General features: G+C 33.6%; 26 protein-coding genes. 18 read left to right on the top strand and 8 right to left on the bottom strand.

Features of this window, described 5'->3' with window-relative positions; all coding sequences use genetic code 11:
• Positions 1-163: 163 nt before the first annotated feature.
• From DR980_RS05720 to DR980_RS05750, 7 genes are all read left to right on the top strand, one after another.
• A complete protein-coding gene (locus DR980_RS05720) occupies positions 164-1,276 on the top strand; it encodes a glycosyltransferase family 4 protein (RefSeq protein WP_113634301.1) in 1,113 nt (370 codons plus the stop codon).
• Positions 1,263-1,832 carry an L-threonylcarbamoyladenylate synthase gene (locus DR980_RS05725; RefSeq protein WP_113634302.1) on the top strand — a complete coding sequence of 190 codons (570 nt, stop codon included), beginning with the start codon at positions 1,263-1,265 and terminating at the stop codon, positions 1,830-1,832. The genes DR980_RS05720 and DR980_RS05725 overlap by 14 nt, the downstream gene beginning before the upstream one ends.
• A gap of 37 nt (positions 1,833-1,869) precedes the next feature.
• Positions 1,870-2,253 carry a GxxExxY protein gene (locus tag DR980_RS05730; RefSeq protein WP_113634303.1) on the top strand — a complete coding sequence of 128 codons (384 nt, stop codon included), beginning with the start codon at positions 1,870-1,872 and terminating at the stop codon, positions 2,251-2,253.
• Positions 2,254-2,277: 24 nt separating this feature from the next.
• Complete coding sequence (locus tag DR980_RS05735) at positions 2,278-3,699, top strand: CCA tRNA nucleotidyltransferase (protein ID WP_113634304.1); 1,422 nt, start codon at positions 2,278-2,280, stop codon at positions 3,697-3,699.
• Between the two features lie 51 nt (positions 3,700-3,750).
• On the top strand, positions 3,751-4,773 hold the full coding sequence (locus tag DR980_RS05740; protein WP_113634305.1) for a COX15/CtaA family protein: 1,023 nt from the start codon (positions 3,751-3,753) through the stop codon (positions 4,771-4,773).
• 63 nt (positions 4,774-4,836) lie between these two features.
• Positions 4,837-5,610 (top strand): CDP-alcohol phosphatidyltransferase family protein, encoded by a 774-nt coding sequence (locus DR980_RS05745; protein WP_113634306.1) that lies wholly within the window; start codon positions 4,837-4,839, stop codon positions 5,608-5,610.
• A 237-nt stretch (positions 5,611-5,847) separates the two neighbouring features.
• Entirely contained in the window at positions 5,848-6,030 is a 183-nt protein-coding gene (locus tag DR980_RS05750; protein ID WP_091258074.1) for a CsbD family protein, read from the top strand.
• A gap of 106 nt (positions 6,031-6,136) precedes the next feature.
• Here DR980_RS05750 and DR980_RS05755 read toward each other — a convergent pair whose 3' ends face one another.
• The 6 genes from DR980_RS05755 to DR980_RS05780 all read right to left on the bottom strand — a co-directional run bounded on the left by DR980_RS05755 (position 6,137) and on the right by DR980_RS05780 (position 12,176).
• Positions 6,137-6,904 carry a LytR/AlgR family response regulator transcription factor gene (locus tag DR980_RS05755; protein WP_113634307.1) on the bottom strand — a complete coding sequence of 256 codons (768 nt, stop codon included), beginning with the start codon at positions 6,902-6,904 and terminating at the stop codon, positions 6,137-6,139.
• Between the two features lie 68 nt (positions 6,905-6,972).
• Positions 6,973-7,308, bottom strand: a complete 336-nt coding sequence (locus DR980_RS05760) for a 2TM domain-containing protein (protein WP_113634428.1) — start codon at positions 7,306-7,308, stop codon at positions 6,973-6,975.
• A 66-nt stretch (positions 7,309-7,374) separates the two neighbouring features.
• Entirely contained in the window at positions 7,375-7,680 is a 306-nt protein-coding gene (locus DR980_RS05765) for a 2TM domain-containing protein (protein WP_113634308.1), read from the bottom strand.
• Positions 7,681-7,722: 42 nt separating this feature from the next.
• On the bottom strand, positions 7,723-9,057 hold the full coding sequence (locus tag DR980_RS05770) for a histidine kinase (RefSeq protein ID WP_113634309.1): 1,335 nt from the start codon (positions 9,055-9,057) through the stop codon (positions 7,723-7,725).
• A gap of 64 nt (positions 9,058-9,121) precedes the next feature.
• Positions 9,122-9,742, bottom strand: coding sequence for a hypothetical protein (locus tag DR980_RS05775; protein WP_113634310.1), 621 nt, complete (start codon positions 9,740-9,742; stop codon positions 9,122-9,124).
• Between the two features lie 229 nt (positions 9,743-9,971).
• Positions 9,972-12,176: a TonB-dependent receptor gene (locus DR980_RS05780; protein ID WP_113634311.1), complete on the bottom strand. Its 2,205-nt coding sequence runs from the start codon at positions 12,174-12,176 to the stop codon at positions 9,972-9,974.
• 180 nt (positions 12,177-12,356) lie between these two features.
• On the opposite strand from DR980_RS05780, the gene DR980_RS05785 reads away from it, so the two are divergent.
• The 10 genes from DR980_RS05785 to DR980_RS05830 all read left to right on the top strand — a co-directional run bounded on the left by DR980_RS05785 (position 12,357) and on the right by DR980_RS05830 (position 21,077).
• The gene (locus tag DR980_RS05785; RefSeq protein ID WP_113634312.1) at positions 12,357-12,815 is read left to right on the top strand and encodes a YciI family protein; all 459 of its coding nucleotides are present in this window, start codon (positions 12,357-12,359) and stop codon (positions 12,813-12,815) included.
• A gap of 1 nt (position 12,816) precedes the next feature.
• Entirely contained in the window at positions 12,817-13,374 is a 558-nt protein-coding gene (locus DR980_RS05790) for a sugar O-acetyltransferase (RefSeq protein ID WP_113634313.1), read from the top strand.
• Positions 13,375-13,445: 71 nt separating this feature from the next.
• Complete coding sequence (locus DR980_RS05795) at positions 13,446-13,841, top strand: hypothetical protein (protein WP_113634314.1); 396 nt, start codon at positions 13,446-13,448, stop codon at positions 13,839-13,841.
• Positions 13,842-13,889: 48 nt separating this feature from the next.
• Positions 13,890-14,279: an SMU1112c/YaeR family gloxylase I-like metalloprotein gene (gloA2, locus tag DR980_RS05800; protein ID WP_113634315.1), complete on the top strand. Its 390-nt coding sequence runs from the start codon at positions 13,890-13,892 to the stop codon at positions 14,277-14,279.
• A gap of 128 nt (positions 14,280-14,407) precedes the next feature.
• The gene (locus DR980_RS05805) at positions 14,408-15,688 is read left to right on the top strand and encodes a chloride channel protein (protein ID WP_113634316.1); all 1,281 of its coding nucleotides are present in this window, start codon (positions 14,408-14,410) and stop codon (positions 15,686-15,688) included.
• 6 nt (positions 15,689-15,694) lie between these two features.
• Positions 15,695-16,303 (top strand): HPP family protein, encoded by a 609-nt coding sequence (locus DR980_RS05810; RefSeq protein WP_113634317.1) that lies wholly within the window; start codon positions 15,695-15,697, stop codon positions 16,301-16,303.
• A gap of 189 nt (positions 16,304-16,492) precedes the next feature.
• Complete coding sequence (locus DR980_RS05815; RefSeq protein WP_113634318.1) at positions 16,493-17,032, top strand: IS1096 element passenger TnpR family protein; 540 nt, start codon at positions 16,493-16,495, stop codon at positions 17,030-17,032.
• Positions 17,033-17,090: 58 nt separating this feature from the next.
• A complete protein-coding gene (locus DR980_RS05820) occupies positions 17,091-17,450 on the top strand; it encodes a four helix bundle protein (RefSeq protein WP_113634319.1) in 360 nt (119 codons plus the stop codon).
• Between the two features lie 39 nt (positions 17,451-17,489).
• Positions 17,490-18,548, top strand: a complete 1,059-nt coding sequence (locus DR980_RS05825; protein ID WP_091166825.1) for a nucleoid-associated protein — start codon at positions 17,490-17,492, stop codon at positions 18,546-18,548.
• Between the two features lie 165 nt (positions 18,549-18,713).
• Complete coding sequence (locus tag DR980_RS05830; RefSeq protein WP_113634320.1) at positions 18,714-21,077, top strand: GAF domain-containing protein; 2,364 nt, start codon at positions 18,714-18,716, stop codon at positions 21,075-21,077.
• Between the two features lie 2 nt (positions 21,078-21,079).
• Here the strand turns inward: DR980_RS05830 and DR980_RS05835 are convergent, their stop codons facing one another.
• Positions 21,080-22,258, bottom strand: coding sequence for a Pycsar system effector family protein (locus DR980_RS05835; RefSeq protein ID WP_113634429.1), 1,179 nt, complete (start codon positions 22,256-22,258; stop codon positions 21,080-21,082).
• 25 nt (positions 22,259-22,283) lie between these two features.
• Between DR980_RS05835 and DR980_RS05840 the strand changes: the two genes are divergently transcribed.
• Positions 22,284-26,018, top strand: coding sequence for a metallophosphoesterase (locus DR980_RS05840; protein ID WP_113634321.1), 3,735 nt, complete (start codon positions 22,284-22,286; stop codon positions 26,016-26,018).
• Here DR980_RS05840 and DR980_RS05845 read toward each other — a convergent pair.
• Positions 26,001-26,876, bottom strand: a complete 876-nt coding sequence (locus DR980_RS05845; RefSeq protein WP_113634322.1) for an SdiA-regulated domain-containing protein — start codon at positions 26,874-26,876, stop codon at positions 26,001-26,003. The genes DR980_RS05840 and DR980_RS05845 overlap by 18 nt on opposite strands.
• Between the last annotated feature and the right edge of the window lie 10 nt (positions 26,877-26,886).

The raw sequence follows: 26,886 nt of genomic DNA on the forward strand, positions 1-26,886 counted from the left end.
TAATTTTACCCGAATTTTTATCTCTAATACTGATTATTCGTCATCGTTGAACGAAATTAAACAGCATAGTTAGACCAACTATTTCTTGAAAAATAGTGTATTTTTTTTAAAATAAATACAAGATATCAAATCGAAAAACCAACATTAAAATGAAAAAAAAATAATGACAGTTCTACACATATCTGCAGTAAAAAGTTGGGGTGGCGGCGAAAATCATATTGAAAACTTGTGTTTTGAATTGGCGCAATCAAATCCTGAAGTCACCAACATCGTTTTGTGTGTAAAAGATGAACTTTTTCATCAACGTTTATCAAAGACTAATATCATCGCGGAAACTGCACCTTTGTCTATTAATATGGATCTTCGTTTTGTCTTAAAAATAATTAAGCTGAATAGAAAATACAAACCTGATGTCATTCACCTGCACGATCCATCCGCAATTGTTCTGGCTATTGTAGCTGATAAATTTGCTGGTTTACCACCTTTTGTTTTCAGCAAAAAAACATCTTTTCCTATAAAAAATAAAAAGCTGACTCTTTATAAATACAATTATTCTAAAATTAAGAAGTATTTATGTGTCTCGGAGGAAACAAAAAGAATCACAGAAGAATCCATCATTGATAAGGATAAATTAATTACAATTTATCACGGAACTAATATTGGAACTAAAAATTCTCAAACACCATTTCTACTGAGAGACAAATTTGGGATTGATCCTTCTACAAAAATAATTGGAATTATAGGCAATCACATCCGGGCCAAAAATTTTGAAACTCTGATTGAGACCGTAAATATAATTGTGAATTTACAAAAAAGGACTGATTTTATTTTCATCCAAATAGGAAGTCATACAGATCGTACTGAGGATTTATTGCAAAGTGTAAAAAGCTTAAATTTAGAAAAAAACCTATTATTTCTTGGCTACATGCCAAGTGCTTCTAATTTCATTCCGCAATTCGACGCATTATTATTAACCTCACAAAGTGAAGGAATTCCACAAGTAATCTATGAAAGTTTCTATCATGAAGTCCCTGTCATCAGTACAAATGTTGGGGGAATACCTGAAATAATCCAAGATGGAATTAACGGACTTTTAGCTCCAAAGCAAAGCCCTCAAATACTGTCCGAAAAAATTGAATACTTATTTAATAATGAGAATATGATAGCTAATTTTGTCGCTATTTCTAAAGAAAATCTGTTGAAGTATTATACGACATCGATTATGGCACAAAAAACGCTACAAGAATATAAAACTATTTTAAATGGAAAATATTAACGACGAAATACATAGAGCCTACGAAGTCATAAAAGAAGGTGGAATCATATTATATCCTACGGACACCGTTTGGGGAATAGGTTGTGATGCCACAAATCCTGAGGCTGTCGCCAAAATATACAAACTCAAAAAAAGAGCCGAAACTCAAAGCATGATTGTTTTGATGAATGGCGAAAAGATGATGTACAATGTTTTTAAAGACATTCCTGAAGTAGCCTGGCAAATAATTGATTTATCCGAAAAACCAACGACCATAATCTTAGACAAACCAAGAAATGTAGCTCCAAATTTAGTTTCAGGAGACAACTCATTGGGAATCCGTATTGTAAAAGAGCCTTTTTGTTTTAAGTTGATGGAAAAAATGAAAAAACCATTGGTTTCAACATCTGCAAATATCTCCGGACAGCCTACTCCTATTGCCTTTAAAGATATTAGTCCGGAAATTATAAAAGGTGTAGACTATGTTGTAAATTTGCATCGCGAAAAAATCGCAGGTAAACCTTCGACAATCATAAAATTGACGAACGATTCTCAGGTAAAAGTGATTCGGAAATAGTTATTATTTACCGCTAATTCACTAATTCAATTTGAAAATGGATGATTTAATTTACAAAGAAGAATGTTATAAAATTGTTGGACTATTATATGAAGTCCACAAAAATCTTGGCAGAGGTTTCTCTGAAATTGTTTATAAAGATGCATTGGAATTTGAATTAAACGAAAGTAATATTCCTTACGAAAGAGAGAAGGAATATACCGTTAAATATAAAAATTCAATTTTAAAACATAAATTTTACGCAGATTTTATTATTCATGACAAAATAATTCTTGAGATAAAAACTGTTGAATGTTTTAACAATAGCCATTACAATCAATGTTTAAATTATTTGAAAATTTCTGGAAACAAACTTGCAATTTTAGTTAATTTCAACCTTAACTCTTTAGAATACAAACGTATCGTTGATACCAAAAAATAATTAGCGAATTTGCGGTAATAAAAAATGAATTACAAAACAGCCTTAAATAATAAAATTTTCGAAGTAATTTCTCAAGCTTCACAAGAACTTAACGTTGAAAGTTATGTGATTGGTGGTTTTGTTAGAGATTTACTTTTGAACAGAGACTTTAAAAAAGACATAGATATTGTTGCCGTTGGCAGCGGAATCGAATTGGCTTTAAAAGTTTCTCAATTACTTCCTAATAAACCAAAAGTTCAAGTTTTCAAAACTTACGGAACAGCAATGCTGCGTTTTGAAGATACTGAAATTGAGTTTGTAGGCGCCAGAAAAGAATCCTATCATTTTGAAAGTAGGAATCCTGTCGTAGAAAACGGAACGTTAGAAGACGACCAAAACCGTCGCGATTTCACCATAAATGCCTTGGCTTTATCTTTAAATGCTGAAAATTTTGGAGAATTATCCGATCCTTTTAATGGTCTTGAAGATTTAAAAAACAAAATAATCAGAACACCTTTGGATCCAGATATTACTTTTTCTGATGATCCATTGCGTATGTTGCGAGGCATTCGTTTTGCGAACCAATTGGGTTTTGATATTGAAGGAAATTCATTGAACTCTATCACAAAAAACGCAGAGCGAATTAAAATCATTTCAGGAGAGCGTATTGTTGATGAATTGAATAAAATACTTTCGACTGAAAAACCTTCCATAGGATTTTTGCTATTATTTAAAACTGGACTTTTAGATATTATTCTTCCAGAATTGACTGCGCTGAATCAAGTTGAAGAAATTGAAGGTCACACACACAAAAATAATTTCTATCACACGCTGGAAGTTGTTGATAATATTTGTCCGCATACGGATGACGTTTGGCTGCGGTGGTCAGCATTGTTGCATGATATTGGAAAAGCGCCAACGAAACGTTTTAATAAAAAACAAGGTTGGACCTTTCATGGACATGAATTTCTGGGCGGAAAAATGGCTAAAAAGATATTTGAACGTTTGCACATGCCATTGAATCACAAAATGAAATTTGTGCAAAAAATGGTGATGATGAGTTCCCGTCCGATAGTATTATCCCAAGATACAGTAACGGATTCTGCGGTGCGCCGTTTGGTTTTTGACGCAGGCGAAGATGTTGAGAATTTAATGACGTTGTGCGAAGCCGATATTACGACCAAGAACCCAAATAAATTCAAGAAATACCATAATAATTTCGAAATCGTGCGCAAGAAAATTGTTGAAGTAGAAGAGCGCGATCAGGTTCGTAATTTTCAACCGCCAATTTCTGGAGAGGAAATCATGAAGATTTTTGACCTAAAGCCTTCCAAAGAAATCGGAATGCTGAAAGAAGCCATAAAAGAAGCCATTTTAGAAGGAGAAATTCCTAATGAATATCAGGCAGCATATGATTTCATGTTAAAAAGAGCCGCGAAAATCGGATTAAAGATTAACGCTTGTTGAATTAACATTTAATTGCGTTTCAAATATCTTTGTACAAATTAATTTCAAACAATGAAAAAAGAGAATAATTACGTTATCATTTGGTTGTTATCAGGATGCTTATTATTGTTTATGATGGTTTTAGTGGGAGGAATTACCAGATTGACTAATTCTGGTTTATCAATGACCGACTGGCATTTAGTTACCGATACTTTTCCACCTTTGACAGAAGAAAAATGGTCACAAGCCTTTGAAGAATATAAAAAATTTCCTGAATATCAAAAAATCAATATCCACAATGATTTTACGCTAAGCGATTACAAATTTATCTATTTTTGGGAGTGGTTTCACCGTTTTATTGGTAGAATAATTGGTCTGGCATTTATAGTCCCATTTGTTTATTTTTTGTTCAAGAAACGTCTTTCGACTGCTACCATTAAAAAATGTGTTGTTTTGCTTTTCATGGGCGGTTTTCAAGGATTTTTGGGCTGGTTCATGGTTCGTAGTGGTCTAATTGACAATCCGGATGTAAGTCATTTTAGATTGGCCTTACACCTCACATTTGCTTTCATAACATTTGCCTATACACTTTGGGTTGCTTTGGATTTAATTTACCCAAACAGATCCCAAGTAATAGTTCCTTTGCGTAATCTTGCACGCGTTGCATTAGTATTTCTGGTTATCCAAATCATTTATGGTGGTTTTGTTGCAGGTCTAAATGCAGGTTTAATTCACAATCACTGGCCTTTGATGAGCGACGGACAATTCATTCACGACAGTGTTTTTATAGAGAAAAGCACCTTATTTTTAAATCTAATTGAAGGAAAAAGCGGCGTTCAATTTGTTCATCGTACAATGGCTTATGTGGTAGTTGGACTTATTTTGGCGTTGTATTTTACAAGCCGTAAATACTTGCTTACCGTGCTACAGAAAAGAGGAATCAAGACTTTGGTGGTTATTGTATTTTTACAATTTGCATTAGGTGTATTTACTTTGCTATACGGTGTTCCGTTGTGGTTGGGATTGTTACACCAAGTAATGGCTTTCTTTTTACTGACAGCAATGACATTTTCTTTGCATCGATTATCCAAATAAAATCATAATTCAATACCAATATTGCCTGACTATATTGTCACATTTCTTTGCTTATTAACGTAAATGTCTAAACTTGCCGCTCAAGATAAATTTTTAGATTTATCAGATTATGGAAGAACTTTCGGAAAATTTCTCGCCAATCAACTAAAAAATACCCGTTTTACACCCATACATGTTACGTTGCTTTTTGGCGTTTCCGGTCTGATAGCCATTTACTATATTTTAGATGAATCCTACTTTTTAGCTGGTTTTTTCATCTTGCTAAAATCCGGAATCGACGCTGCCGATGGCGAACTGGCACGCTTAAAAAACACACCTTCTTACACCGGAAGATACTTGGACAGCGTATTTGATATCATCCTGAATTTTCTGTTTTTAATGACGATTTGTTATGTCTCTAAAACATCATTTTGGCTAACTATTTTGGCCTTTATTGGTATTCAATTACAAGGAACTTTATACAATTATTATTATGTGATTTTACGAAATAAGTCCGTTGGCGGAGATACAACTAGTAAAATTTTTGAGTACAAATCACCCAGAGCTTTACCAGGAGAAACGCAAAAATCGGTCGATATTTTGTTTCGCATTTACACCATCGTTTATGGAACGTTTGACAAGATAATTCACTTTCTCGATAAAGATGCCTACAAAGTAAAAACCTTTCCTAACTGGTTTATGACTTTGGTTTCTATTTACGGTTTAGGCTTTCAGTTATTGATTATAGCGGTAATGTTACCCTCAGGTTTAATCAATTATATCATCCCTTTTTTCATTCTCTTCACGGTATTGATTTTTGTACTAATTGGTATTCGAAAGTCGTTTTTTAAGGTCTAAATTCATCATAGAGAACATCTATATCGAAAACACAAATTTCACACTACCATTGTTTTATAAACACATACTTGTAGTTATAATTTAATATCTATTTCAATTTAATAAGTCTCCTCAATACATATTAGACAATACCATCTATAGGAATTATACAACAGATTCACAGAATTGTATAACAATCAAAGAGCTTAAAATCACCAAATTTGTAAAGAACAAATAGTAATTTAAAACTTAGATATTATGCCAAATTCAAAAGAGATTGAAGGAAACTGGAATGAGTTGAAAGGAAAACTTAAACAGAAATTTGCCGATTTGACGGATGATGATTTGCTATACGAAGAAGGAAAAGAAGATGAAATGTGGGGTAAATTACAACAAAAATTAGGCAAGACAGAAAAAGAAATTAAATCATTATTTGATTAATTTCTAAATCCTAAAGGTACTTAAAACTGTTTCAATTGTTAGAGTCAAAAATTTCCTTTTAGGATTTTTTGAATCGCATTTGAAACAGTTTTTTTATGTTTTAAAACTACCCAATCCACGTCTTAAAGTCGGATACTTTTTCTCTGCTTACAATAACATCCTCTTCTTTAAAAGATGGCAAAATAACTTTCAAACGGGAGTTGCTGTACAACACGATTTCCTTGATTGCTTTCAATGGAATTATAAATTTTCTGCTGATTCGAAAGAAATCTGCAGGATCCAATTCCTGCTCTAAAAGTTCCAACGTACATTCGATTAAATAATTCCTATTGTCAAAAGTATGGATGTAGGTTCCTTTATTTTCGCTAAAAAAACATTCGATTTCATCAATAGAAATCACTTTCAAATGTTGTCCTATTTTTACCGTAAATCGTTTTTTATAGTTTTTCTCAAACGGATTGGTCAACATCCTTTTGATTTGCTCAAAATCAATTCCAAGGCTTTGTGTTTGTAATTCCTGTTTTGGCAAAAGCGACTTGAATTTAGTAACTGCAACTTCGAGATCATCTTCATCAATAGGTTTCAAAAGATAATCGATGCTGTTCAATTTGAAAGCACGAAGCGCATATTCATCATAAGCGGTCGTGAAAATTACGGCGCTCTTAATTTCAACCTTTTCAAAAATCTCAAAGGACAAACCATCTGATAACTGAATGTCCAGAAAAATCAAATCAGGATGCTCATTTTTAGAAAACCAATCAAGTGCTTCTTCCACGGAATGCAGCATCACTCCTACTTCAATATCTAGTTTTTCCAGTTTTCTTTGCAGTAATCTGGCAGCTGGTTTTTCGTCTTCTATAATTATTGTGGTCATTTATGTAAAATCGTTTATCTGGTTATTTGTTTAACTGAAACCTGCGAATGAATCCTGAAAACTCATTTTTACTCCCATTTTTCACTTTTTTCTTTCTCCATCAACTCCTTGATTTTTTTCTCTTCCCAGTTTCTTCCAAAAATCCAATTGGGCAAGAAAACAGAAAATCCGTGCGCCACAATCCCTATTCCCCAAAAGAATGCCGTGAAGAAATTCTCTAATTTGAAATAGCTTTCTCCTGGATCTAAATCTCTAATATTAATGAATACAATCATTATGTTTACGGCTATATACACTATTAAATGCGTATAAAAACCTTTCAATCGCTTCACTTCCCTTTGGGCGGCAGCGTACTTATCTTCCGGTTGAAATTCTCCAAACCCGTAATTATAATTTCTTTTCATTTTGATTTGATTAAGTGACATTTACTGTTTAAAAAAGCGATTCAATTGTACTGAAAAAATTAGGTATTACGACCAAGTATCTTTTCTCCTATTTTCTTTTTCCATAAACTCCTTAATTTTTTGTTCTTCCCAATCTTTACCAAAAAACGGCATATAGTTAAAGACTTTCATACCATGAAAAATCACTCCAATTCCCCATCCTAACATTGGCCAAAAAAACCATAAATGTTCCGGAGAGGTCACTAAATTTATGATTAGCAAAGCAATATTAAAGACAATATAGGCAGTCAAGTTCCCATAGAAACCTTTAATTTCTTCCACTTGTTTTTTCGCTTCAAAATAGCGCTCTTCATTTTGATATGTATTTTCCATGATTTTTTATTTAAATTTTCTATGTTTAAAATGTTTTAATTCCTATTTCCAAGTTTGTTTCTGCTGATCTTTACGCAAAATTTCTTGAATTTTTCTCTCTTCCCAATTGGAACTGTAACCAAAAACTTTGAAAGCATGCATCGTTAATCCAAATCCCCATCCGGCTGCAGAAAACCAAAACCATTGAAAATGTGGTGAAAAAGTTAAATTGATATAAATCAAAAACGGAATAACACAACAGTAAGAAATCAAGTTTGCGTAAAAACCTTTCAGCTCATCCACTCTTTTTTTGGCCCTGTAATATGCGGTATTTTCATTGGTGTTTAAAGTTGTTTCCATAACAGTTATTTGTTTTGTTAGAATAGGTATTTTAACCGTAAATGTTTGTTCATTTTGAGCAATCAGGACTTTTCTATTCGTGATGATTCCATATCTGTTGATTATGTTTTGCAAACCAACACCTTGACGCTCCTGCAAAACTTCTTTCTTTTGATAATCGTTTTGAACGGCCAGATAATCGCCTTCCACGTAAATCCGGATATGCAATGGTCTTTGCTCACTAACCACATTATGCTTCACCGTATTTTCCAATAAAAGCTGTAAAGAAAGCGGTACGACTTTGGCTTCAGCCGAAATTGCAGTTGTGGGCATTTCATAAAACAAGCTGTTTTCAAAACGCATTTTTAATAAATTCATATACGTTTTGGCGAAAGCCAGTTCTTCATCTACCGAAACCAGTTCTTTATCTTTTTGTTCTAAAACATATCGGTAAATCTTAGATAATGAAGTCGTAAATCGTTGTGCATTTTCCGGATTTTCTTCAATCAAGGAACTTAAGACGTTCAAACTATTAAAAAGGAAATGAGGATCAATTTGATTTTTTAAACTCTCGAATTTGGCGTTAGCTGTACCAGCAATAATTTTCTGTTCTTTTACTTTGTTTTCATTATACGCTTTGTAAAATGAAATGGTGTAAATGGATAATGTGACAAAAAAAGTGATGATTATTGACCCTAAATAACTTGAAGGTTTTTCGTTGGCCAAGAAATAATCAAAAGAATTTTTATTATACACGACTACTTCAAATACGTGCATTAAAAAAATCACTAATAATGAAACTAAAAACGAACCTATAAATCCCAGTGTTAGTCTTTTTACCGAAAATTTATCTTCAAAATAAGAGTCTAATTTCCAAAAAAGAAACATGTTTGCAGCGTATAAAGAAAAAGTATACATCATTGTGAATAAAAAATTTACTAACAATCTTTTACCAAAATAAATTTCACTTCCCATTATCACATTGACTAATTGAATCACAGCAAAAATAATAAGTGTCAATTTTATCGCTCTTTGAAGTTCTTTGTATATTCTGCTCATTTTATTTTGATATTTATTCTGATGCAATTCAGAAAAAGTTTCTGTCTTTTTTCTTCCAATTCTCCTATTTACAATTTTTCTGTGCTGCTAAAGCTCTGTCCAATCCCCATTTTGGCGAAAAAGGTGTTTCCGGTTTAAAAGTAGCAAAAAGTCCAATAGCTTTTTCAATTTGGGCACACATTGGTTTGGTATCAGTTCCCCAAAATTGCGCTCCACCAATTTCAAATTCGGCCTTACCAAAAACAACTCTTGGATTTTCTGGAGCAATTGCTTGGGCTTTCCCGTACAATTCCATCACGGTTCCTGATAATTTTTGTCCGTTTGTCATTGGATCAAAAGCAATCCAAGCCGTATGAATCATCGCTTGCATCACCAATAATTCGGCATTATTTGGATTCTTATCCATTTCTGTATCCAATGATTTTTGTGCTTTCGAAAGTAATAAATTCATTTGATCTTTATCTTTTGTTCTAAAAGCAGTTGTTGTATTTACCAATGCCACGTAATAATTAGGCAACCAACTTGTTTTTTCTGCAGCGGCAATTCTTTCAAATAAATCCGAAGCTTCGGTGTTCTTTCCTTCGCCCCATAACTGGAAGGCTTTTCCCATTCCTTGCTCAAATTGCCCTTGAGCAGATACTAAACTACAGATAAAAAATACGATTGTGGTGATAACTTTTGTCATGATTTCTTGGTTTTAAATGGTTATTTTTTTGATGATTGAAACATTGTGTTATTTATACTTCAAAAGTATCTCGGTTTCTATTGGTTTAAAATTTAAAAATACTGAACTGTCAATTTTGAAGGATGAATTGTGATTAAGTTGAAATTCGTAAAGTCGAAAGTCATAAAGTTTAAAGAGTTTTCGTTTACAAGGACTTTAGACCTTTCACTTTAAGATATTATGACTTCTTTTAAAGATTCCTCAACTGATTGTCTTTTTTATCATTGCTGATGGTCCAAAAGAATCCTACAAAGAAAAAACGATCGGCTGTAGGAATAATTTCTTTTCTGTTGTAAAAGCCTGCATTGTCCGAATTGTTTGCGTATTCGTATCCAAATACATTCTGAGAACCTAAAACATTGGAGACTGAGAAATATAAAATCTTTTGTTGACTCAATAAATACGCCCAATTGAAACTCAAACTGTTGTACGATTTTGTTTTTCCATTCATGAATTTCGTTTCATTTGGATTGTTGTAGGGACGCCCGGAACTGTAGGAATTCGTGAAGCCTATTTGTGATTTCCAGTCGTTTATCCAGTATTTAGTAACGATTGATAAGCTGTGAGCTGCAATAAAACTTGGCGTCACTTGCGAACTAAAATTTTTATAATTTCGCTCTGTGTCGATGTACGAATAGGAAACCCAATATTCTAAGTTTTTGATTGATTTTCCGTCTCTCCAAAATAAATCCAACCCTTTCGCGTAACCCGAACCGGAATTATCAAAAACCGAATTATAACGTGCTGTTTCAGTATCGAATTTCACTAAATTGCGATAGTCTTTATAATAGGTTTCAGCACGAAATGTTTTACCATTTTTATTGTACTGAAAATTCAAAATGTAATGTGATGCCTTTTCGCTTTCAAATTGATTATTACTGGAATACTTGATATATTCGGCATTTGGAGTTTGGGTAAAATCGCCATACGCAAATGAAAACTGACTATTTTTGGCCATTTTATACGCAAATGAAATTCGGGGTGAGATAGCAGTTTCGTTTAGCAAATCATTATTTGAAGCCCTTATTCCAACTTTTGCAGCCCATTTTTTAGAGAAGAAAATATCAGCTTCGGTATAAATAGCTGCTATGTTCGAATCATACCCATTGGTGAAAACCGAACCTGAATTTTCGTTGAAATCTTCATTGAATTGGGTCACAAAATAATCCGCTCCAAAGGATATTTTAACTCTTTCTGAAAAGCTTTTTCTTAATTTTAATTTCAAATGGGCCGCATTTTCATCATTCGCCACTTTATCTGAATCTAAATTTATTTTGTTGTTGCTGTAACCATAACTCAATCCAGAAGTAATTTGCCAATTGTTACCAAAAACGCCTTTGTAAGACGAATTCAAATAAAAATTATTGTTATTCAAATCAACTCTGATTTTCTCCGCTGAATTGATGCTTTCCTGATTAATATCAAATTTTGAAGAGTCAAAAGCAGCGTACACTTTCAAAATCCCATTATTGAAGTTATAGCGATACACCGTTTCTCCAGACAACGATTGAAAAGGACTGTTCCAATCGACGTTTTGAGGAACTGCTGCTTGATAAGGCGCTAAATTGATATAATTCGCATTGACGCTCAACGAACTTTTTGCCCATTTTTGGGTATTTCCTATTCCTAAACCAACGGTCATCAAAGAGATTTCAGTTTTATTTTGGTCTGGCTCATCTTGTGTATTCAACAATAAAACACTGGATAACGCTTCGCCGTATTCCGCTGAATATCCACCTGTAGAAAAAGAAATTCCGCTGAACAGAAAAGGAGAAAACCTTCCTCGTGTTGGCAAATTATTTGTGGTTGCGCCATACGGTTGCGCGACACGAATTCCGTCTACAAAGGTTTGTGTTTCATTGGCTTCGCCACCACGAACAAATAATCTTCCGTCCTCACCTACCGTTTGTGTCCCCGGCAATGTTTGCAAAGCCGCAATAATATTTCCCGCCGAACCCGCAGTAGTTACTATATCTAATGGTTTCAAAACTGAAACTCTAGCTTTGTCACCGGCTTCTAATGTTCCGGCCGTAATAACAACCGCATCGAGCGATGTAACACTTTCTCGTAATTTGATGATTTTATTTTGAAAAGTAGCCACATCAATCACTGTTTTAGAAGTTTCATAAATCAGGAAACTCACCACCAAAGTTTGATTTCCGGTTGTTGTAGTTGTAAAACTAAAATCACCCGTTTCACTGCTGGAAGCGCCGTCATAAGTTCCTTCGATAAAAATATTAGCGCCAGAAACGGGTTTTCCTTTTTCATCGACCACCTTTCCAGAAATTGTATTTTGTGAAAAAACAGCTAGACTAAATAACAGAAAGGCAAATGAAAAAATCGATTTAAGACTTTTCTGAGAATGATTGGAATGATGCGTAAATGATGGTTTCATAATGTTTGATTTTGATGAAGCAAATATCTACAGCAAAAATCAGAATCGGAAAAAGTTAATACTGAACTGTTGAAATTACAGGATGAGTTGTTTTAATCAATACATTCCGAATTTAAAATCACGTATTTTTTATATTATTAATGAAAACCTTAAATTTGTGTAAAATCAAATTCTGAAAAAATGAAAAAATTAATCTTATTCCTTTTATTGTTCTCTTTTAGTACTGCGATATTTTCTCAAGAAACGGAATCAGCATTTGATGAAAAGCTGGCAAAATCGCTGAATGCAGATGATTACGGAATGAAGCAATATGTTTTTTGTCTATTAAAAACAGGAAGCAATACAACTGCAACTAAAGAAGAAACTAAAAAACTATTTGAGGGTCACATGGCTAATATCAATCAATTAGCCAAAGAAGGAAAACTGGTTGTGGCAGGTCCTTTCATGAAAAACGAACGTAATTATAGAGGCATTTATATTTTTAACGCCAGTAGTATAGAAGAAGCTAAAACATTTGTAGCAACAGATCCAGCGGTACAATCGAAACTTCTGGAAGCTGAACTAACACTTTGGTACGGAAGCGCAGCACTGCAGGAAACACTTAAAATTCATGATAAAATAGCTAAAACTAAAATATAATATGATAACTGAAAAAGAAAAAATGATTGCAGGAGAATATTATTTGGCAGGCGATTCTGTTTTAGTAAAAGACAGACGGAAATCTAAAAATTTACTCCACCGATTAAATGTTACTGAATATCGAGTTACCAAAAAAGCGAGAGAAATACTGAAAGAACTGATTCCTAATGCAGGAGCAAATCTTTATATTGAACCTCCATTTTTTTGTGATTACGGCTACAATATTAGTTGTGGCGAAAATGTCTATTTCAATGTAAACTGTGTTGTTTTGGACTGCGCCAAAGTCACTATTGGTTCCAATGTGTTTTTTGCTCCAGGCGTTCAATTGTACACCGCTACTCATCCGCTGGATGCTGAACTGAGAAAAACACTAGAAAATGCATTGCCTATAACCATCGGCGATGATTGCTGGATTGGCGGTAATTCAGTTATTTGTCCGGGAATCACTATCGGAAATGGTTGTGTAATTGGTGCTGGCTCTGTGGTTACAAAAGACATTCCTGACAATTCTTTGGCCGTAGGAAATCCTGCAAAAGTGATTCGGAAATTGAATGAATAATGAATATTGGAATTACAATTTCTCAAAACTAAATTTTCCTATCTTTGTTATAACAACTTAAACAAATCATAATGAAACATCTCAAAACATTTCTAGTCTTGGCACTTATCGTTGTCGCGAACTCTGTTTCGGCACAATCCACTTTTGATAAATGGCCTGCCATAAAAGAATTTCACGAAGTAATGTCGCAAACTTTCCATCCGGCAGAAGAAGGAAATTTGGCTCCAATAAAAGCACGTTCGGAAGAAATGATGAACAAAGCAGCGATGTTATTAAAATCAGATATTCCAACAGAATTTAGAACTGACGCTATTTTAGCTTCAGCGGAACGATTACAACTTAAAAGTAAAGCGCTTCACAAATTAGTAAAATCTAATGGAACTGATGCCGCAATTGTGAAATCAATTACTGATTTACACGACACTTTCCATGAAATTGTGGGACTTTGTTCCGATGCAAAAAAATAAAAAACTAAAGCCTAATCAACCGATTAGGCTTTCTTAATTAAAATACAAATGCTACAACTCAATAAGATTCATCATATCGCTATTATTTGTTCCGATTATCAAAAATCAAAAACGTTCTACACAAGCGTTCTCGGATTAACAATAATTCAGGAAATCTACCGTCAAGAAAGACAATCATACAAACTTGATTTGGCACTTAACGGAGAATATGTGATTGAATTATTCTCATTTCCAAACCCGCCAAAACGTCCTTCCACTCCAGAAGCGGCTGGTATGCGTCATTTAGCTTTTGAAGTGAATGACATTCAAAAAACAAGAGATTATTTAGTGAATAAAAATATAACTGCAGAAGCAATTCGTATTGATGAATTTACTCAGAAAAGCTTCTTCTTTATCGCAGATCCAGATAACTTACCGGTTGAATTTTATGAAAAATAAGGCGTTTTTGTTTATAAAAAAGTAAAAATAATATCTAAATCGCAAAAGAAAATAGTTCAACCCTTTTTTCAATTCGATTCCGATTTTGTTTCTTTAATTTTGTAATACTCAGATAATTAATTTTTCAAATGAACAATACCACACAAATTAAAAAAAATTATCGCATCATTAAAGTTCAAAAACTAGTTATTGTATCCATATTAATTGGTTTTCTATCTGCTTTTTTAGGCGTTATTTTAAAAAACACAACCGAATATTATGAAGAAATCTTTTTTCATCAAACGATTGTAAATCCAATATTCTTTGTTGTTTTTCCCGTTTTTGGATTGTCAATTATTTATTTTCTGCGCGAATATTTATTCAAGAAAAAGGAAAATAAAGGCATAAAAGAAGTTTTTGAAAGCACTAATTCCAATTCAAAGAATTTACCCAGTTATAAAATCCCTTCTCATTTTATTAACGGCTTATTGACAGTCGTTTTTGGTGGCTCTACTGGAATCGAAGTTTCCACAGTTGTCGCTTCGGCAACGATTGGTTCTGTTGCACAAAGGAAACAAAATGTATTCCGACAATACAAAACCGAGTTAATTTGTGCGGGAGTTGCGGCGGGAATTACCGCATTATTCAGCAGCCCAATTGCCGGAGTTTTATTTTCGCTCGAAGTAATCTCCAGAAAAGTAACTCGAGCATTTGTATTAACAAACTTGATAGCCGTTTCAATCGCTTTTGGACTTATTTATTTGTTGGACGAAAAACCTTTATTTGCAGTACATAATATGACTTGGCATTTACGAGCTGTTCCCTACTTTGTACTTCTTGGGATTATTGCAGGAATAAATTCGGTTTATTTAACCCGTTGCGTGTTATTTTTCAAAGAACAATTTTCGAAAATAAAAGTGCCTTATTTCAAAATCATCTTCGGATCTATAATTTTAAGCGTTTCTCTTTTTATATTTCCACAGCTTTATGGCGAAGGATATTATGCCATCAAAACTATTTTTATTAACCCAAATGGAATGGTACTTTCAGTTTCAATGGTACTTACTTTCATCGGGATTTTAGTTTTGAAACCTATTGTAACATCAGCCACTTTAGCTTCTGGAGGAGATGGTGGCGTTTTTGCTCCAAGCTTGTTTATTGGTGCCTTTTTAGGATTATTGCTCGCATTGATTCTCAACACGTATTTCAATGCCAATGTAATTCCGCTAAACTTCATCATAATAGGAATGGCAGCCGTTTTAAGTGCCAGTATTCATGCGCCTTTTACAGCACTATTTTTGGTTTGCGGTTTAACCAATGATTACACGTTGTTTCTTCCAATTCTAGTAGTTTGTTTGATTTCAAAATATACGGCTAAAATGATTTATCCTTTCACAGTATATTCCTATTCTCCAAGTTTAGCAAAATAATTATCGATGGCAGTTCAAAAAATAAAAAGGAGTTACCGCAAAACCAAATACATTCTGTACAAAGAAACTTTGGTTGATTTCAAAGAACATTTCTGGGCTTTTCTCGGTTCTTTTATAGGCATTGGATTAATCGCTTATTTACAATCTCAAACACTGCCAGAATCTGATGTGGTTTATTTAATCGGTTCCTTTGGAGCATCGAGCGTATTGGTTTATGGTGTAATCCAAAGTCCATTGGCACAGCCGAGAAATCTTATTGGAGGACACTTGATTTCTGCGATTATTGGGGTTACAGTATATAAATTCGTTCCTGATATAGTTTGGTTAACCGCTCCACTTGCTGTTTCCCTCTCTATTGTTTTTATGCAAATGACTAAAACATTACACCCTCCAGGCGGCGCAACGGCACTGATAGCGGTAACTGGCTCAAACGAAATAAAAAATTTAGGCTACTGGTATGTATTTTCTCCTGTTTTAAGCGGTGTACTTATTTTGCTAGCCGTAGCTTTGGTTTTTAACAACATGACATCAAATAGACAATATCCCACTCATAAAAAATACCATCAGTTCCGAAAAAGAGTCGCAAGTGTTTTTAAAATTAAACCAAACGACTAAAAACTTTAACTTCGAGGGTACATATTTAGTTCTAAAACAAGATTTACTGTTTTCCTTTTCTTCGAAAATATTTCGATATTGATGGATTCCTTGCTAACGCATACGCAAAAATATTATCAACAAATCGAAAATCTGAAATCTAAATCTAAAATTATATTTTACCTTTGACCTTTCATAAAAACAAAGATTATGGTTTATAAATTTAGAGTGATTCTAGACGCGGAAGAAGATGTTTTTAGAGACATTGCAATACTTGAAGACGATACCTTAGAAGATTTGCACAATGCAATTTTCAATTCCTTCGGTTTTGACGGAATGGAAGTGGCTTCTTTTTATACTTGTGATGAAACTTGGAACCAAGAAGAGGAGATTTCACTTTTTGATACCGGTGATGTTCCAGGCGAACAAAAAATCATGAGTGATTACCAATTATCCGATATTTTAGACAAGCAAAACACCAAAATTTTATATGTCTATGATTTCATAAATATGTGGACATTCCTTGTAGAGCTTGCTGCTGTAGAAGATCAAGTTGTTGGAAATTTATATCCTGAAACTATTTTTTCTCATGGAGAAATGCCGGATGAAGCAATGGAAAAAAACTTTGAATCTGACAATGCCGATGACTACAACGCTGAATTTGAAGATGGCTTAGACGAAGATGATCTGGATATGTTTGAGGGCGATGACAGTTTTGAAGATTATGGATTTGAGGAGAATTGGAATTAATTTTCAGATACAAAGATTCAAAGTAACAAAGATTCAAAGGCTTTTAAAATAAAGAGGTATGAGTACATTTAGAGACTTATTAATTTGGCAAAAATCTATGATTTTAGTTACAGATATCTACCAGTTAACAAATTCATTTCCAAAAGAAGAAATTTACGGTTTGACTTCGCAAATCAGAAGAAGTTCAATATCAATTCCAAGTAATATTGCTGAAGGATATGGCAGAGACGGTAACAAAGATTATTTGAAATTTTTGAATATTGCGATAGCTTCATTATTCGAAATGCAAACACAACTTGAAATATCATTCAATTTAAAATATACCAACGAAATTCAATTTAACAAAATATACGGAGAAAGCAGAGAAATAGAAAGAATGTTAAGTTCATTCACTCGAAAAATTAAAGAGCGAATTTAAAACCTTAGTATCTTTGCTCCTTTGAACCTATAAAAAAACATGATCAACTTATATAACACACACATCGAAAATTTATCCATTCACAGAGTGGGTAATAAAAGTAGAAACGAAGCCATTTTTTTATCGGAGCAACCGTTTAATCTGAATGATGAGATTGTGCCTTTAATGAAAGAATTTTTCTTTAAACCTTTTAGAGAGAAAGAAGAAAACTATTTTCAGTTTGCCCATGAAATTGATTTGGATTACAATGATATGTTCAAGTTTGCAACGGAAGTTTTTGATAATCCAAGTACGATTCATGACGTTTCTAAAAAAATTACTACGCACTTATTTGAGCAGTCCAACCATCCGCACATTAAGAATGGTGAAGTTTACGTAACGTATTTAACGAACGTGAGCATTGATAATAATGTGGTGGATGCTATAGGAATTTTCAAAAGTGAGATTCAAGCGGATTTTTTGCAGTTTGAAGAAAAAGCAACGCACTTAGAAATGATTTTGCAGCAAGGTGTCAGTTTGAATAAGCTGGACAAAGGTTGTATTATCTTTAATTACAAAAAAGAAGAAGGATACAAAATCCTAACTGTTGACAGTAACCGCTATGATGCCAGATATTGGCTAGAGCATTTCTTATCTGTGGATGCTTTTGAAGATGAAAACTTTATCACTAAAAAATATTTGAAATTCTGTCAGAACTTTGCGAAAGATGTCGTTTTCCCTGCCGAGGACAAGAAAGAAGAAGTGATGTTTATGAACCGTTCGGTAAACTATTTTGCCAAAAACGATGAATTTGAAGAAACTGAATTTTTAAATGAAGTATTAGACAATCCAGACCTTATTCCAGAGTTTAAAAACTACAAAATGGACAAAGGAGAAAAGTACAGCATTGAAGATGTAACTACTTTTCCTATTGCGAATGCAGCGGTTTCTGATGCTAGAAAATCAATCAAAAACGTTATTAACTTAGATACGCACATCCAAATTAAAATGGATTTCATCAACCCTGAAAGTGCTGAAAAATATGTAGAAAAAGGATGGGATGAAGAGAAACAAATGTATTATTACTTAGTTTATTTTAACAAAGAAGAGAAAAGTTAGTAGCTAGTAATTAGTTCAGTGTTCAGTCGCTGTTAAAAAAACGCTACTCATAAATATCAATCTCCAATTACGAAAGTAGTTGGAGATTTTTTTTCGAAATAAACGTAAAAACCAACCATTGAAATTTGGTTTATTTGTAAATTTGCTTCTCCAAAACAAAAGAAAATGGCTCAAATTTTTTTTAAAGAAAGTCCGTTCAAAACCATGATTTCATTTCATAAGCTCATAGAAGCCTTGGAGGAAATTGCGATTACCAATGTAGATTATCGAGCGAATTATGCTAAAGCATTACTCAAAGAAATTGAACCTTTTCCCGAATTTAGAACAGGGATTGAAAATTTGGATTTACTCCAAGAAAAGGAAACTTTAATTCAATACTTATTAGCTGATTTATTCCCGACCGCTTTAACGAACAATGAAATCAAAGCTGTAACAATTCCGTTTCAGAATTTTACTTTTAATTATACAGAACGCTTCAAAAAAATAGTAAATGAAGCAGGTGTATCATTTGACATAGCGATTCGGGACTTTGATGAACATCAATTCTACGTGATGAGCTGTACACTGATTTTGAATGAATTTTATGGTCAGAAAATTGATTTCAACAAACCCTTATTTTACGATATTCCTAACAAAAAAGGAATCATGAATCAGTATCGTATTTTGTACAATGCTGATTTTTTAGAAATAATTGCCACTGATAAATCACCCAAATTATCACAAGACGACATCGATTTGTTGATGGATAATTATGATGACCTTGCTTTATGGAAAGAGAAATTTCCGGTTGAGAGCTGGATTCTAAAAGGTTTTGGCATCGCTATTCTTTTTGATGCGACTACCGAAAGTTCCATTTCTAAGTTGAAAAGTAATCTCTTGAAACCGGAAAGAGAACAAATAGCGCTACAAGAAAATTTCGAATCCATTTTTCGTTCCATTTTTAAAATAGCTGATTTAAGAGTTGGCGTAATTGTTTACAATGCAGAGGAAGATAAATTTGTAAAACCAACGTTGAATGACACTAGTCTGAGCAGCTTTATTCTTTCAACTGAAGAAGAAGTACCTTGCAAAAACGCACTGTTGGGTTGTTCTTTTGAAAATTTATTGGAAAACAACAAAGTCCTATCCATTTCTAATGTAGAAAAATTTGCTCGCGAACCCGGAAACCAAATATTTGGTAGTCATTTATTAAACCAAAACATTCACAGTTGTATTTTTGCGCCTATTATAAAAAACGGAATGCTTCTAGGAGTAGTTGAGCTTGTTTCAGCCAGTCCGAGAGAGCTGAACAGCATTAATGCCAGCAAATTGGACTTGATTTTACCTTATTTGATTGATACGGTGGAACGATACAACACGGATATGCAAAACCAAATTGAGGCAATAATCCAAAGAGAATATACGGCAATTCACCCAAGTGTATATTGGAAATTCCGAAAAGAAGCACAGAAATATTTTCAAACACAGACTAGAGATTACATTTTTAAAGAAATTGTTTTCAAGGAAGTTTATCCTTTATATGGACAAATTGATATTAAAGGTTCTTCAAATCACCGAAATGAAACCGTAAAAGAGGATTTAAAAAACCAGTTGAATGCGCTTATCCAAATCTTTGACAATCAAAAAACAAAGACGAATTTAGTTTTATTGGAACAACGAAAGTTCGAACTGCAATCGCTACTAAAACAACTAGATTCGCCTTTGAAAGCAGATACGGAGCAACAAATTCAGCTTTATATTGAAAATGAAATCCATCCCATTTTAAGAAATACTAAAACGGATTCTGCAGGAGAAATTTTGGAAAAAAATTATTTTGAAAGTCTGGATGAAAAATCAGGAATGTTTTATCATTCGAGAAAGAAATTCGATAACGCCATGTCGATTATCAATAAAAAATTAGCTTCAATTCTTGATAAAAAACAAGCCGAAGCACAAAATATTTATCCTCATTATTACGAACGTTTCAAAACGGATGGCGTAGAACACAATCTTTACATTGGATCTTCTATTGCTCCATCAAAAGCTTTTGACACCATGTATCTGCATAATTTGAGGTTGTGGCAGTTGCAAACCTTATGTGAAATGGAATTGGAACATCACCAATTGAAATATTCCTTACCGTATGAACTCGATGTAACTTCATTGATTTTAGTTTTTAGTTCACCCATTTCAATACGCTTCAGAATGGACGAAAAACGTTTTGATGTGGATGGCACGTACAATGCCCGCTATGAAGTGGTGAAAAAACGCATTGATAAAGCCAATATCAAAGGAACCAAAGAACGGATTACCGAGAAAGAAAAAATCACGATTGTTTATTCGCACAATAACGAAGAAACCGAATATTTGAATTACATCAAGTTTTTACAATTCAAAAATGTTTTGGAACCTACCGTAGAACAATTTGAAGTGGAGGAATTACAAGGAGTTTCAGGACTTAGAGCCATTCGTGTAAAAGTCAGCAATAAAAATACAGACGAAACTCAAAAAAGCTTTTCGTACCAAGATTTGTTGGATGAGTTAAATTAGACTTACACCATTTTGAAAGCAATCACAAAAGCAATTACGGATAAAACAATTCCTATCATAAAAAAATTATAAGCAATTCGTAATAAACGGTATTTTTTTTCGAGAACTACTCCTAAAAAATACAAATCTTTAATCATTGAATTATACAGGTATTCCTTGTCTTTCATCATTTCATTCATCGCCCATTGGTATTCTGCCAGATCCATTTTATAAAAATTTCCAAAAAAAAGTAAATTCACTTTTTTGTCTTCGATATCTTGACGAGTAAAAATCCCCTTAGTCACTTTTGGTCGTGTCGAAAGTATTGCAAAAACAATAGTAATTACACTGGACATCAGCATGATAAAAGTAGGAATCATCAAGTGCGCATTCCTTGGACTGTCTAATTTTGGGATTAAAGTAGAAAGCGCTATAGAAATTATAATAGCATTTACCGAAAGTAAGATATTAGCTTTACTATCAGCAATACCGCTTAAACTGGTGTGATTGTTCAACGTTACCCGAAACAAAGTATCAATAGCACGATCAGGCTTTTCCTCCTTTTCGCGTTTTTTTAATTCCTTATCTAATTCTTTATTGGTATTCAATTCCATTTTGTTTCTTTTTTTCTGCAATCTTTTTATATTTTTCTCCTTTAATGCTTGCCAATTTTCCAAAGCAAAATCAGTATAATATTGATGTCTGTTCGATAAAAAATCGATGTTTTCAGCTACCCAATCGGCATCAGAATATGTTTTTTGGTTTAAATTCTCCCACTCTATTCGCAACGCATTACAGCTTGATGTATATTCATCAGTGGAAAGATGGTAGTAATCCGCATCCTTAATTATTTTTTCAAGAGGCGTTTTTGGCAAATATCCATACGTTGTAGAACGAATTAAATCAGCCACTTTCCCTATATAATCCGCCGATTGATTGTTTTCAGTTAAGAAATTTGTCGCTATCGCAGCGCTACTTTCTTCATGATTGCAGCAACCGTTAATGTATCCTGCATCATGAAACCATGCAGCAACGAGCAAAATTTCTTTATCAGATGACACTATATTTTGAGAATCAACGAGCTTATGAACAGCGGAAACTACATCAGTTGTGTGCTTTAGATTATGATAGGTATATGAGGAAGAAAGTTTATCTTTGAACAATTTTTCAACAAAGTCTTTGGCCTGTTCTACTAGATTCATGGACATATTTTTATACTACTAAATTATGAAATTATTTTCTGATAATTGTTTTATTACATTCAATAAAGCAGGTTTTATATTATTCTTATCGGGATTAATGATGCAATCATGTGCAACGCATCACGCACAATTTGGACAAAACATCAAAAATCCAGTTACTCTGAACGCAACAGACAGTTCAAAAATTGCGCATACTTTTTATTTAATTGGCGATGCCGGAAACACCAATGAAAAAACAGCAAAACAAACACTGGCAGATCTGGAAAATAGATTAAAAAAAGCAACAGAAAATACTACTCTTTTATTTCTTGGAGATAATATTTATCCAAAAGGATTGCCCAATACTGAACTTACGAACGAACGCATTATTGCCGAAAGTAAACTGACAAATCAACTAAAATTATCTAAAAATTTCAAAGGCCAAACTATTTTCATTCCCGGAAATCATGATTGGTACAGTGGCATAAAAGGATTAGAACGTCAGGCTAAATTTGTAACCGAATACCTCAACGATAAAAAGTCATTCCTTCCCAGAAAAAGCTGTGGTATTGATGATTTAGAAATAAATAAAAATCTGGTTTTAATTACTATTGACAGCCAATGGTTTCTGGAAGATTGGGATAACAGTCCGACTATAAACGATGATTGCACGATAAAAACCCGAGAAGCTTTTTTTGTCGAGTTTGAAAATCTTCTAATTAAAAACCAAGAAAAGACAGTCATTTTAGCTTTGCATCATCCATTAATGAGTAATGGATCTCATGGAGGACAATTTTCAGTAGAGAAACAACTTTTTCCATTGGAACAAAAAATTCCACTTCCGGTTTTAGGTTCTTTTGCCAATTTTTTACGAAAAACCTCTGGTGTAAGTCCGCAAGACATTCAAAACAAACAATACACCCTTTTTATAAAAAGAGTAAAAACACTATTGCAAAATCAAGATAATGTTATTGTAGTTTCAGGTCATGACCACAATTTGCAATACATTGAAAAAGACAATATCAAACAAATTATCAGTGGCGCGGGTTCCAAATCAGAAGCTGCAAAAGCAATTTTCCCCAATGATTTTTCGTATGGTCGAAATGGATATGCAACGTTGGCTGTTTATGAAAATGGAGCCGCAAAAGTTTCTTTTTTTGGTAAGGAAGATAACAAAGAAAAACTTATTTACGAGCAATTGGTCTTGGATGAAAAAGACGATTATAACACCAAAGTTTTCCCTAGTACATTTCCAAAAACGACTACTTCAAGCATTTATACGAACAAACAAACTAAGAAATCAGGATTTTACAGATTCTTCTTTGGGAACCATTACCGAAAATATTACAGCCTGCCAATAGCAGCAGCAACAACTACTATTGACACCCTTTTTGGCGGACTGCAACCCAAACGTTCCGGTGGTGGCCATCAGTCAAATTCATTGCAACTCACAGATAAGAACGGCAAAGAATATGTGATGCGTGCCATGAAAAAAAGTACCACGCGTTTCCTGCAAGCAGTGGCATTTAAAAACCAATTTATTCAAGACGAATTTGAGAACACGTATGCCGACGATTTGTTATCTGATTTTTATACAACCGCGCATCCTTACACTCCTTTTGCTGTGGGGAATTTAGCCGCAAAAATTGGTGTGGCGCATACCAACCCGAAACTGTATTATATTCCAAAACACAAAGCGTTGAAAAATTTCAATGCTAATTTTGGTGACGAATTGTACCTTGTTGAAGAACGACCAACGGACAGCCAGATAAATGTTACTAGTTTTGGCAATCCTCTAGCCATTATCAGTACGGAAGACGTAATGAAGAACCTTCACAAGGACGAAAAATATTCTGTTGATGAAAGTGCCTACATCAAAGCTAGATTGTTTGACATGCTCATAGGAGATTGGGACAGACATGAAGATCAATGGCGCTGGGGCGACTATCAGGAAGGAAAGAAAATTATTTACAAGCCAATTCCGCGTGACCGAGATCAAGCATTTACAAAGTATGACGGTGCTTTACTATTTGTTTTAATGAAAAACGTTGCATTACGACACATGAAACCTTTTAATGAGAAAATATCTAATGTCAAATTGATGAACCGTGAACCGTACCCGTTAGATCTTGCCTTTATAAAAAGTGCCGATGAAAATGAATGGATCAAACAAGCAAAATACATTCAGGAAAACCTTTCAGATGCGGATATTGATGGTGCTTTTACAAATTTACCAGACGAAGTTCAGGACGAAACAATCAAGGACATCAAGCGTAAACTCAAACTGAGAAGAAATGAATTGCATCAATCTGCTTCAACATATTATTTAGTATTGCAACACACCGTTTTGATTGTTGGAACAGATAAAAAAGATAAATTCATAATTCAGAACAAAGAAAAAAACAAACTTGAAATCCAAGTGTATCGTGTGAAAAATGGGACAGACGAATTACAGTACACTAAAAATTTCACCGCTAAAAAAACAAAGAAAATATGGATTTATGGGTTAGATGATGATGATATTTTTGAAGTAAATGGCACATCAAATTCGGGAATAAAAATACGCCTAATTGGCGGACAAAACGAAGATTCGTATGTAGTTGAAAATGGAAGAAAAATAAAAATCCATGATTTTAAATCAAAAAACAATACGTATAATCTAGATTCTAAAAGTAAAGTTTTGTTATCTGATGACTATGAAACGAGTTTGTATGATTATAAAAAACCAAAATATAATTTCTTTTCAGCACTTCCAAATATTGGTTTTAATCCTGATGACGGTATCAAATTAGGAATTGTCAGTGGTTATGTTGTCAATGACTTTAAACAAAATCCATATACGCAAAAACACAGTTTTAAAGCCAATTATTTCTTTGCCACCAAAGGGTATGAACTGATTTACAATGCTAATTTTCCAAAATTATTTGGCAAATGGAATTTAGATTTTGAAAGTCGATTTACCAGTCCAAATTTTACCATCAATTATTTTGGTTACGGAAATGAGACGGTGAATGCTGATGATACTTTTGGAATGGATTTTAATCGCGTTCGTATCAAAATGTTGAAAGTGATGCCATCCATAAAACGAGTTGGCAAATACGGAAGCGCCATCCAGTTTCAAACCAGTTTTGAAAGAATCACTGTGGAAGAAACCATGAATCGATTTGTAGACATTTCTGGAGATATAAGTCCATCTGTTTTTGATTACCAACAATTTGCCGGAGCAACCTTAAAATACAGTTTTGAAAATTACGATGTTCCCTCCTTTCCAACCATGGGAATGGGATTTTCGATTGCTGGTACTTGGAAAATGAATTTGGATGACACCAAACGAAATTTCCCTGCCATAGAAAGTAAACTAAATTTTAACCATAAAATTGATGCTAACGGAAAATTAGTTTTGGCCACCATCCTGAGGGGAAAAATGGTATTGAATAACAATTTTGATTTTTATCAAGGTGCCACTTTAGGCGGTGATTATGATTTAAGAGGATTTAGAAACGAACGTTTTTTAGGAAACAAATCCTTTTATCAAAGTAGCGACGTACGCTGGAATTTAGGCAAAATAAAAAGAAGTATTATCCCAATGTCTTTCGGAGTTTTAGGAGGTTTTGACTACGGGAGAGTTTGGTTAAAAGGCGAAAATTCAGAGAAATGGCACCAATCTTTTGGTGGCGGATTATGGCTTAACGGTCTGAATGCATTGACGGCACGTCTGACTTATTTTAAAAGTGCAGGTGAAGAAGCGCGAATAGCTTTTGGGTTAGGATTTGGATTTTAACATTTTTATGGAAACATCGTAAACGTTTCCTCCCAGACTTTTGGTTCTTTCATCGGCAATTAATATTCGATCATTGTCGGTGAAGCAAGCCGCTTCTTTTTGGGAAAAATGATCTAATTCTAATATTGTTTTTGTACCCTTTAGAAAATTATCCCCTTGAAAATTTTCAAATAAAAAGAGTTTATCATGAGTTAAAATTGCAACTTTAGTCTCGTCAGGGCTAATTGTTGCACTTGTAATGGCACAAGAATTATACACGTCACATGTCTTGAATTCCCCCATTAAAACCGCTTGATGAAAACCGGGTGTATTTGGAATTTTATATAAAAATGCGGTTCCATCAAATCCTTTGCTTCGGTTTTTAGTAAAGAGATAGAAATTATTTTTAAACTCAAAAAAACCCTCTACATCATAAAACATTTCGGATTTTTTAGGTGGAAAATCTTTTTGTTCCGGATAGGCAAAGGAAACTTTATAAACCGGATTTGTACCTTTAGAAGTTAAAGCGTTTTTTTCGATTTTATAAATGCTTAAATCTTGTCTTTCATTATCATTATTACCAAAATCACCAATATATAAGTTACCTTCCTGATCTTTTGTAATATCCTCCCAATCGATATTCTCTGTGTTTTCGATGGTAATAGTTCTCTCAATTTTGCCATTAGAGTCTAATCCATAAATTGCATTGGCATTGCCACGGTCTTCCAAAGTCCAAAGTAAATCCGTTTCAGGACTGTATATTATTCCTGAAACTTCTTTTAATTTGTTGGGCAACGCATAGAGAGTTGTCAAGGATTCCGATTCTTGCTGACAAGCAAACAGAGAAAAAACAACGATAATAGAGCAATATTTTTTCATATTATTAAAA

The sequence above is a fragment of the Flavobacterium psychrolimnae genome, assembly GCF_003312425.1.
GTDB lineage: Bacteria > Bacteroidota > Bacteroidia > Flavobacteriales > Flavobacteriaceae > Flavobacterium > Flavobacterium psychrolimnae.

Coding starts and splice junctions, on each gene's coding strand:
- DR980_RS05825 (WP_091166825.1), top strand. CDS start 17,490: ATGATCAACTTATATAACACACACATCGAAAATTTATCCATTCACAGA.
- DR980_RS05730 (WP_113634303.1), top strand. CDS start 1,870: ATGGATGATTTAATTTACAAAGAAGAATGTTATAAAATTGTTGGACTA.
- DR980_RS05755 (WP_113634307.1), bottom strand. CDS start 6,904: ATGACCACAATAATTATAGAAGACGAAAAACCAGCTGCCAGATTACTG.
- DR980_RS05785 (WP_113634312.1), top strand. CDS start 12,357: ATGAAAAAATTAATCTTATTCCTTTTATTGTTCTCTTTTAGTACTGCG.
- DR980_RS05770 (WP_113634309.1), bottom strand. CDS start 9,057: ATGAGCAGAATATACAAAGAACTTCAAAGAGCGATAAAATTGACACTT.
- DR980_RS05815 (WP_113634318.1), top strand. CDS start 16,493: ATGGTTTATAAATTTAGAGTGATTCTAGACGCGGAAGAAGATGTTTTT.
- DR980_RS05775 (WP_113634310.1), bottom strand. CDS start 9,742: ATGACAAAAGTTATCACCACAATCGTATTTTTTATCTGTAGTTTAGTA.
- DR980_RS05750 (WP_091258074.1), top strand. CDS start 5,848: ATGCCAAATTCAAAAGAGATTGAAGGAAACTGGAATGAGTTGAAAGGA.
- DR980_RS05805 (WP_113634316.1), top strand. CDS start 14,408: ATGAACAATACCACACAAATTAAAAAAAATTATCGCATCATTAAAGTT.
- DR980_RS05830 (WP_113634320.1), top strand. CDS start 18,714: ATGGCTCAAATTTTTTTTAAAGAAAGTCCGTTCAAAACCATGATTTCA.
- DR980_RS05820 (WP_113634319.1), top strand. CDS start 17,091: ATGAGTACATTTAGAGACTTATTAATTTGGCAAAAATCTATGATTTTA.
- DR980_RS05835 (WP_113634429.1), bottom strand. CDS start 22,258: ATGAATCTAGTAGAACAGGCCAAAGACTTTGTTGAAAAATTGTTCAAA.
- DR980_RS05780 (WP_113634311.1), bottom strand. CDS start 12,176: ATGAAACCATCATTTACGCATCATTCCAATCATTCTCAGAAAAGTCTT.
- DR980_RS05845 (WP_113634322.1), bottom strand. CDS start 26,876: ATGAAAAAATATTGCTCTATTATCGTTGTTTTTTCTCTGTTTGCTTGT.
- DR980_RS05840 (WP_113634321.1), top strand. CDS start 22,284: ATGAAATTATTTTCTGATAATTGTTTTATTACATTCAATAAAGCAGGT.
- DR980_RS05720 (WP_113634301.1), top strand. CDS start 164: ATGACAGTTCTACACATATCTGCAGTAAAAAGTTGGGGTGGCGGCGAA.
- DR980_RS05735 (WP_113634304.1), top strand. CDS start 2,278: ATGAATTACAAAACAGCCTTAAATAATAAAATTTTCGAAGTAATTTCT.
- DR980_RS05745 (WP_113634306.1), top strand. CDS start 4,837: ATGTCTAAACTTGCCGCTCAAGATAAATTTTTAGATTTATCAGATTAT.
- DR980_RS05760 (WP_113634428.1), bottom strand. CDS start 7,308: ATGAAAAGAAATTATAATTACGGGTTTGGAGAATTTCAACCGGAAGAT.
- DR980_RS05790 (WP_113634313.1), top strand. CDS start 12,817: ATGATAACTGAAAAAGAAAAAATGATTGCAGGAGAATATTATTTGGCA.
- DR980_RS05765 (WP_113634308.1), bottom strand. CDS start 7,680: ATGGAAAATACATATCAAAATGAAGAGCGCTATTTTGAAGCGAAAAAA.
- DR980_RS05740 (WP_113634305.1), top strand. CDS start 3,751: ATGAAAAAAGAGAATAATTACGTTATCATTTGGTTGTTATCAGGATGC.
- DR980_RS05810 (WP_113634317.1), top strand. CDS start 15,695: ATGGCAGTTCAAAAAATAAAAAGGAGTTACCGCAAAACCAAATACATT.
- DR980_RS05725 (WP_113634302.1), top strand. CDS start 1,263: ATGGAAAATATTAACGACGAAATACATAGAGCCTACGAAGTCATAAAA.
- DR980_RS05795 (WP_113634314.1), top strand. CDS start 13,446: ATGAAACATCTCAAAACATTTCTAGTCTTGGCACTTATCGTTGTCGCG.
- gloA2 (WP_113634315.1), top strand. CDS start 13,890: ATGCTACAACTCAATAAGATTCATCATATCGCTATTATTTGTTCCGAT.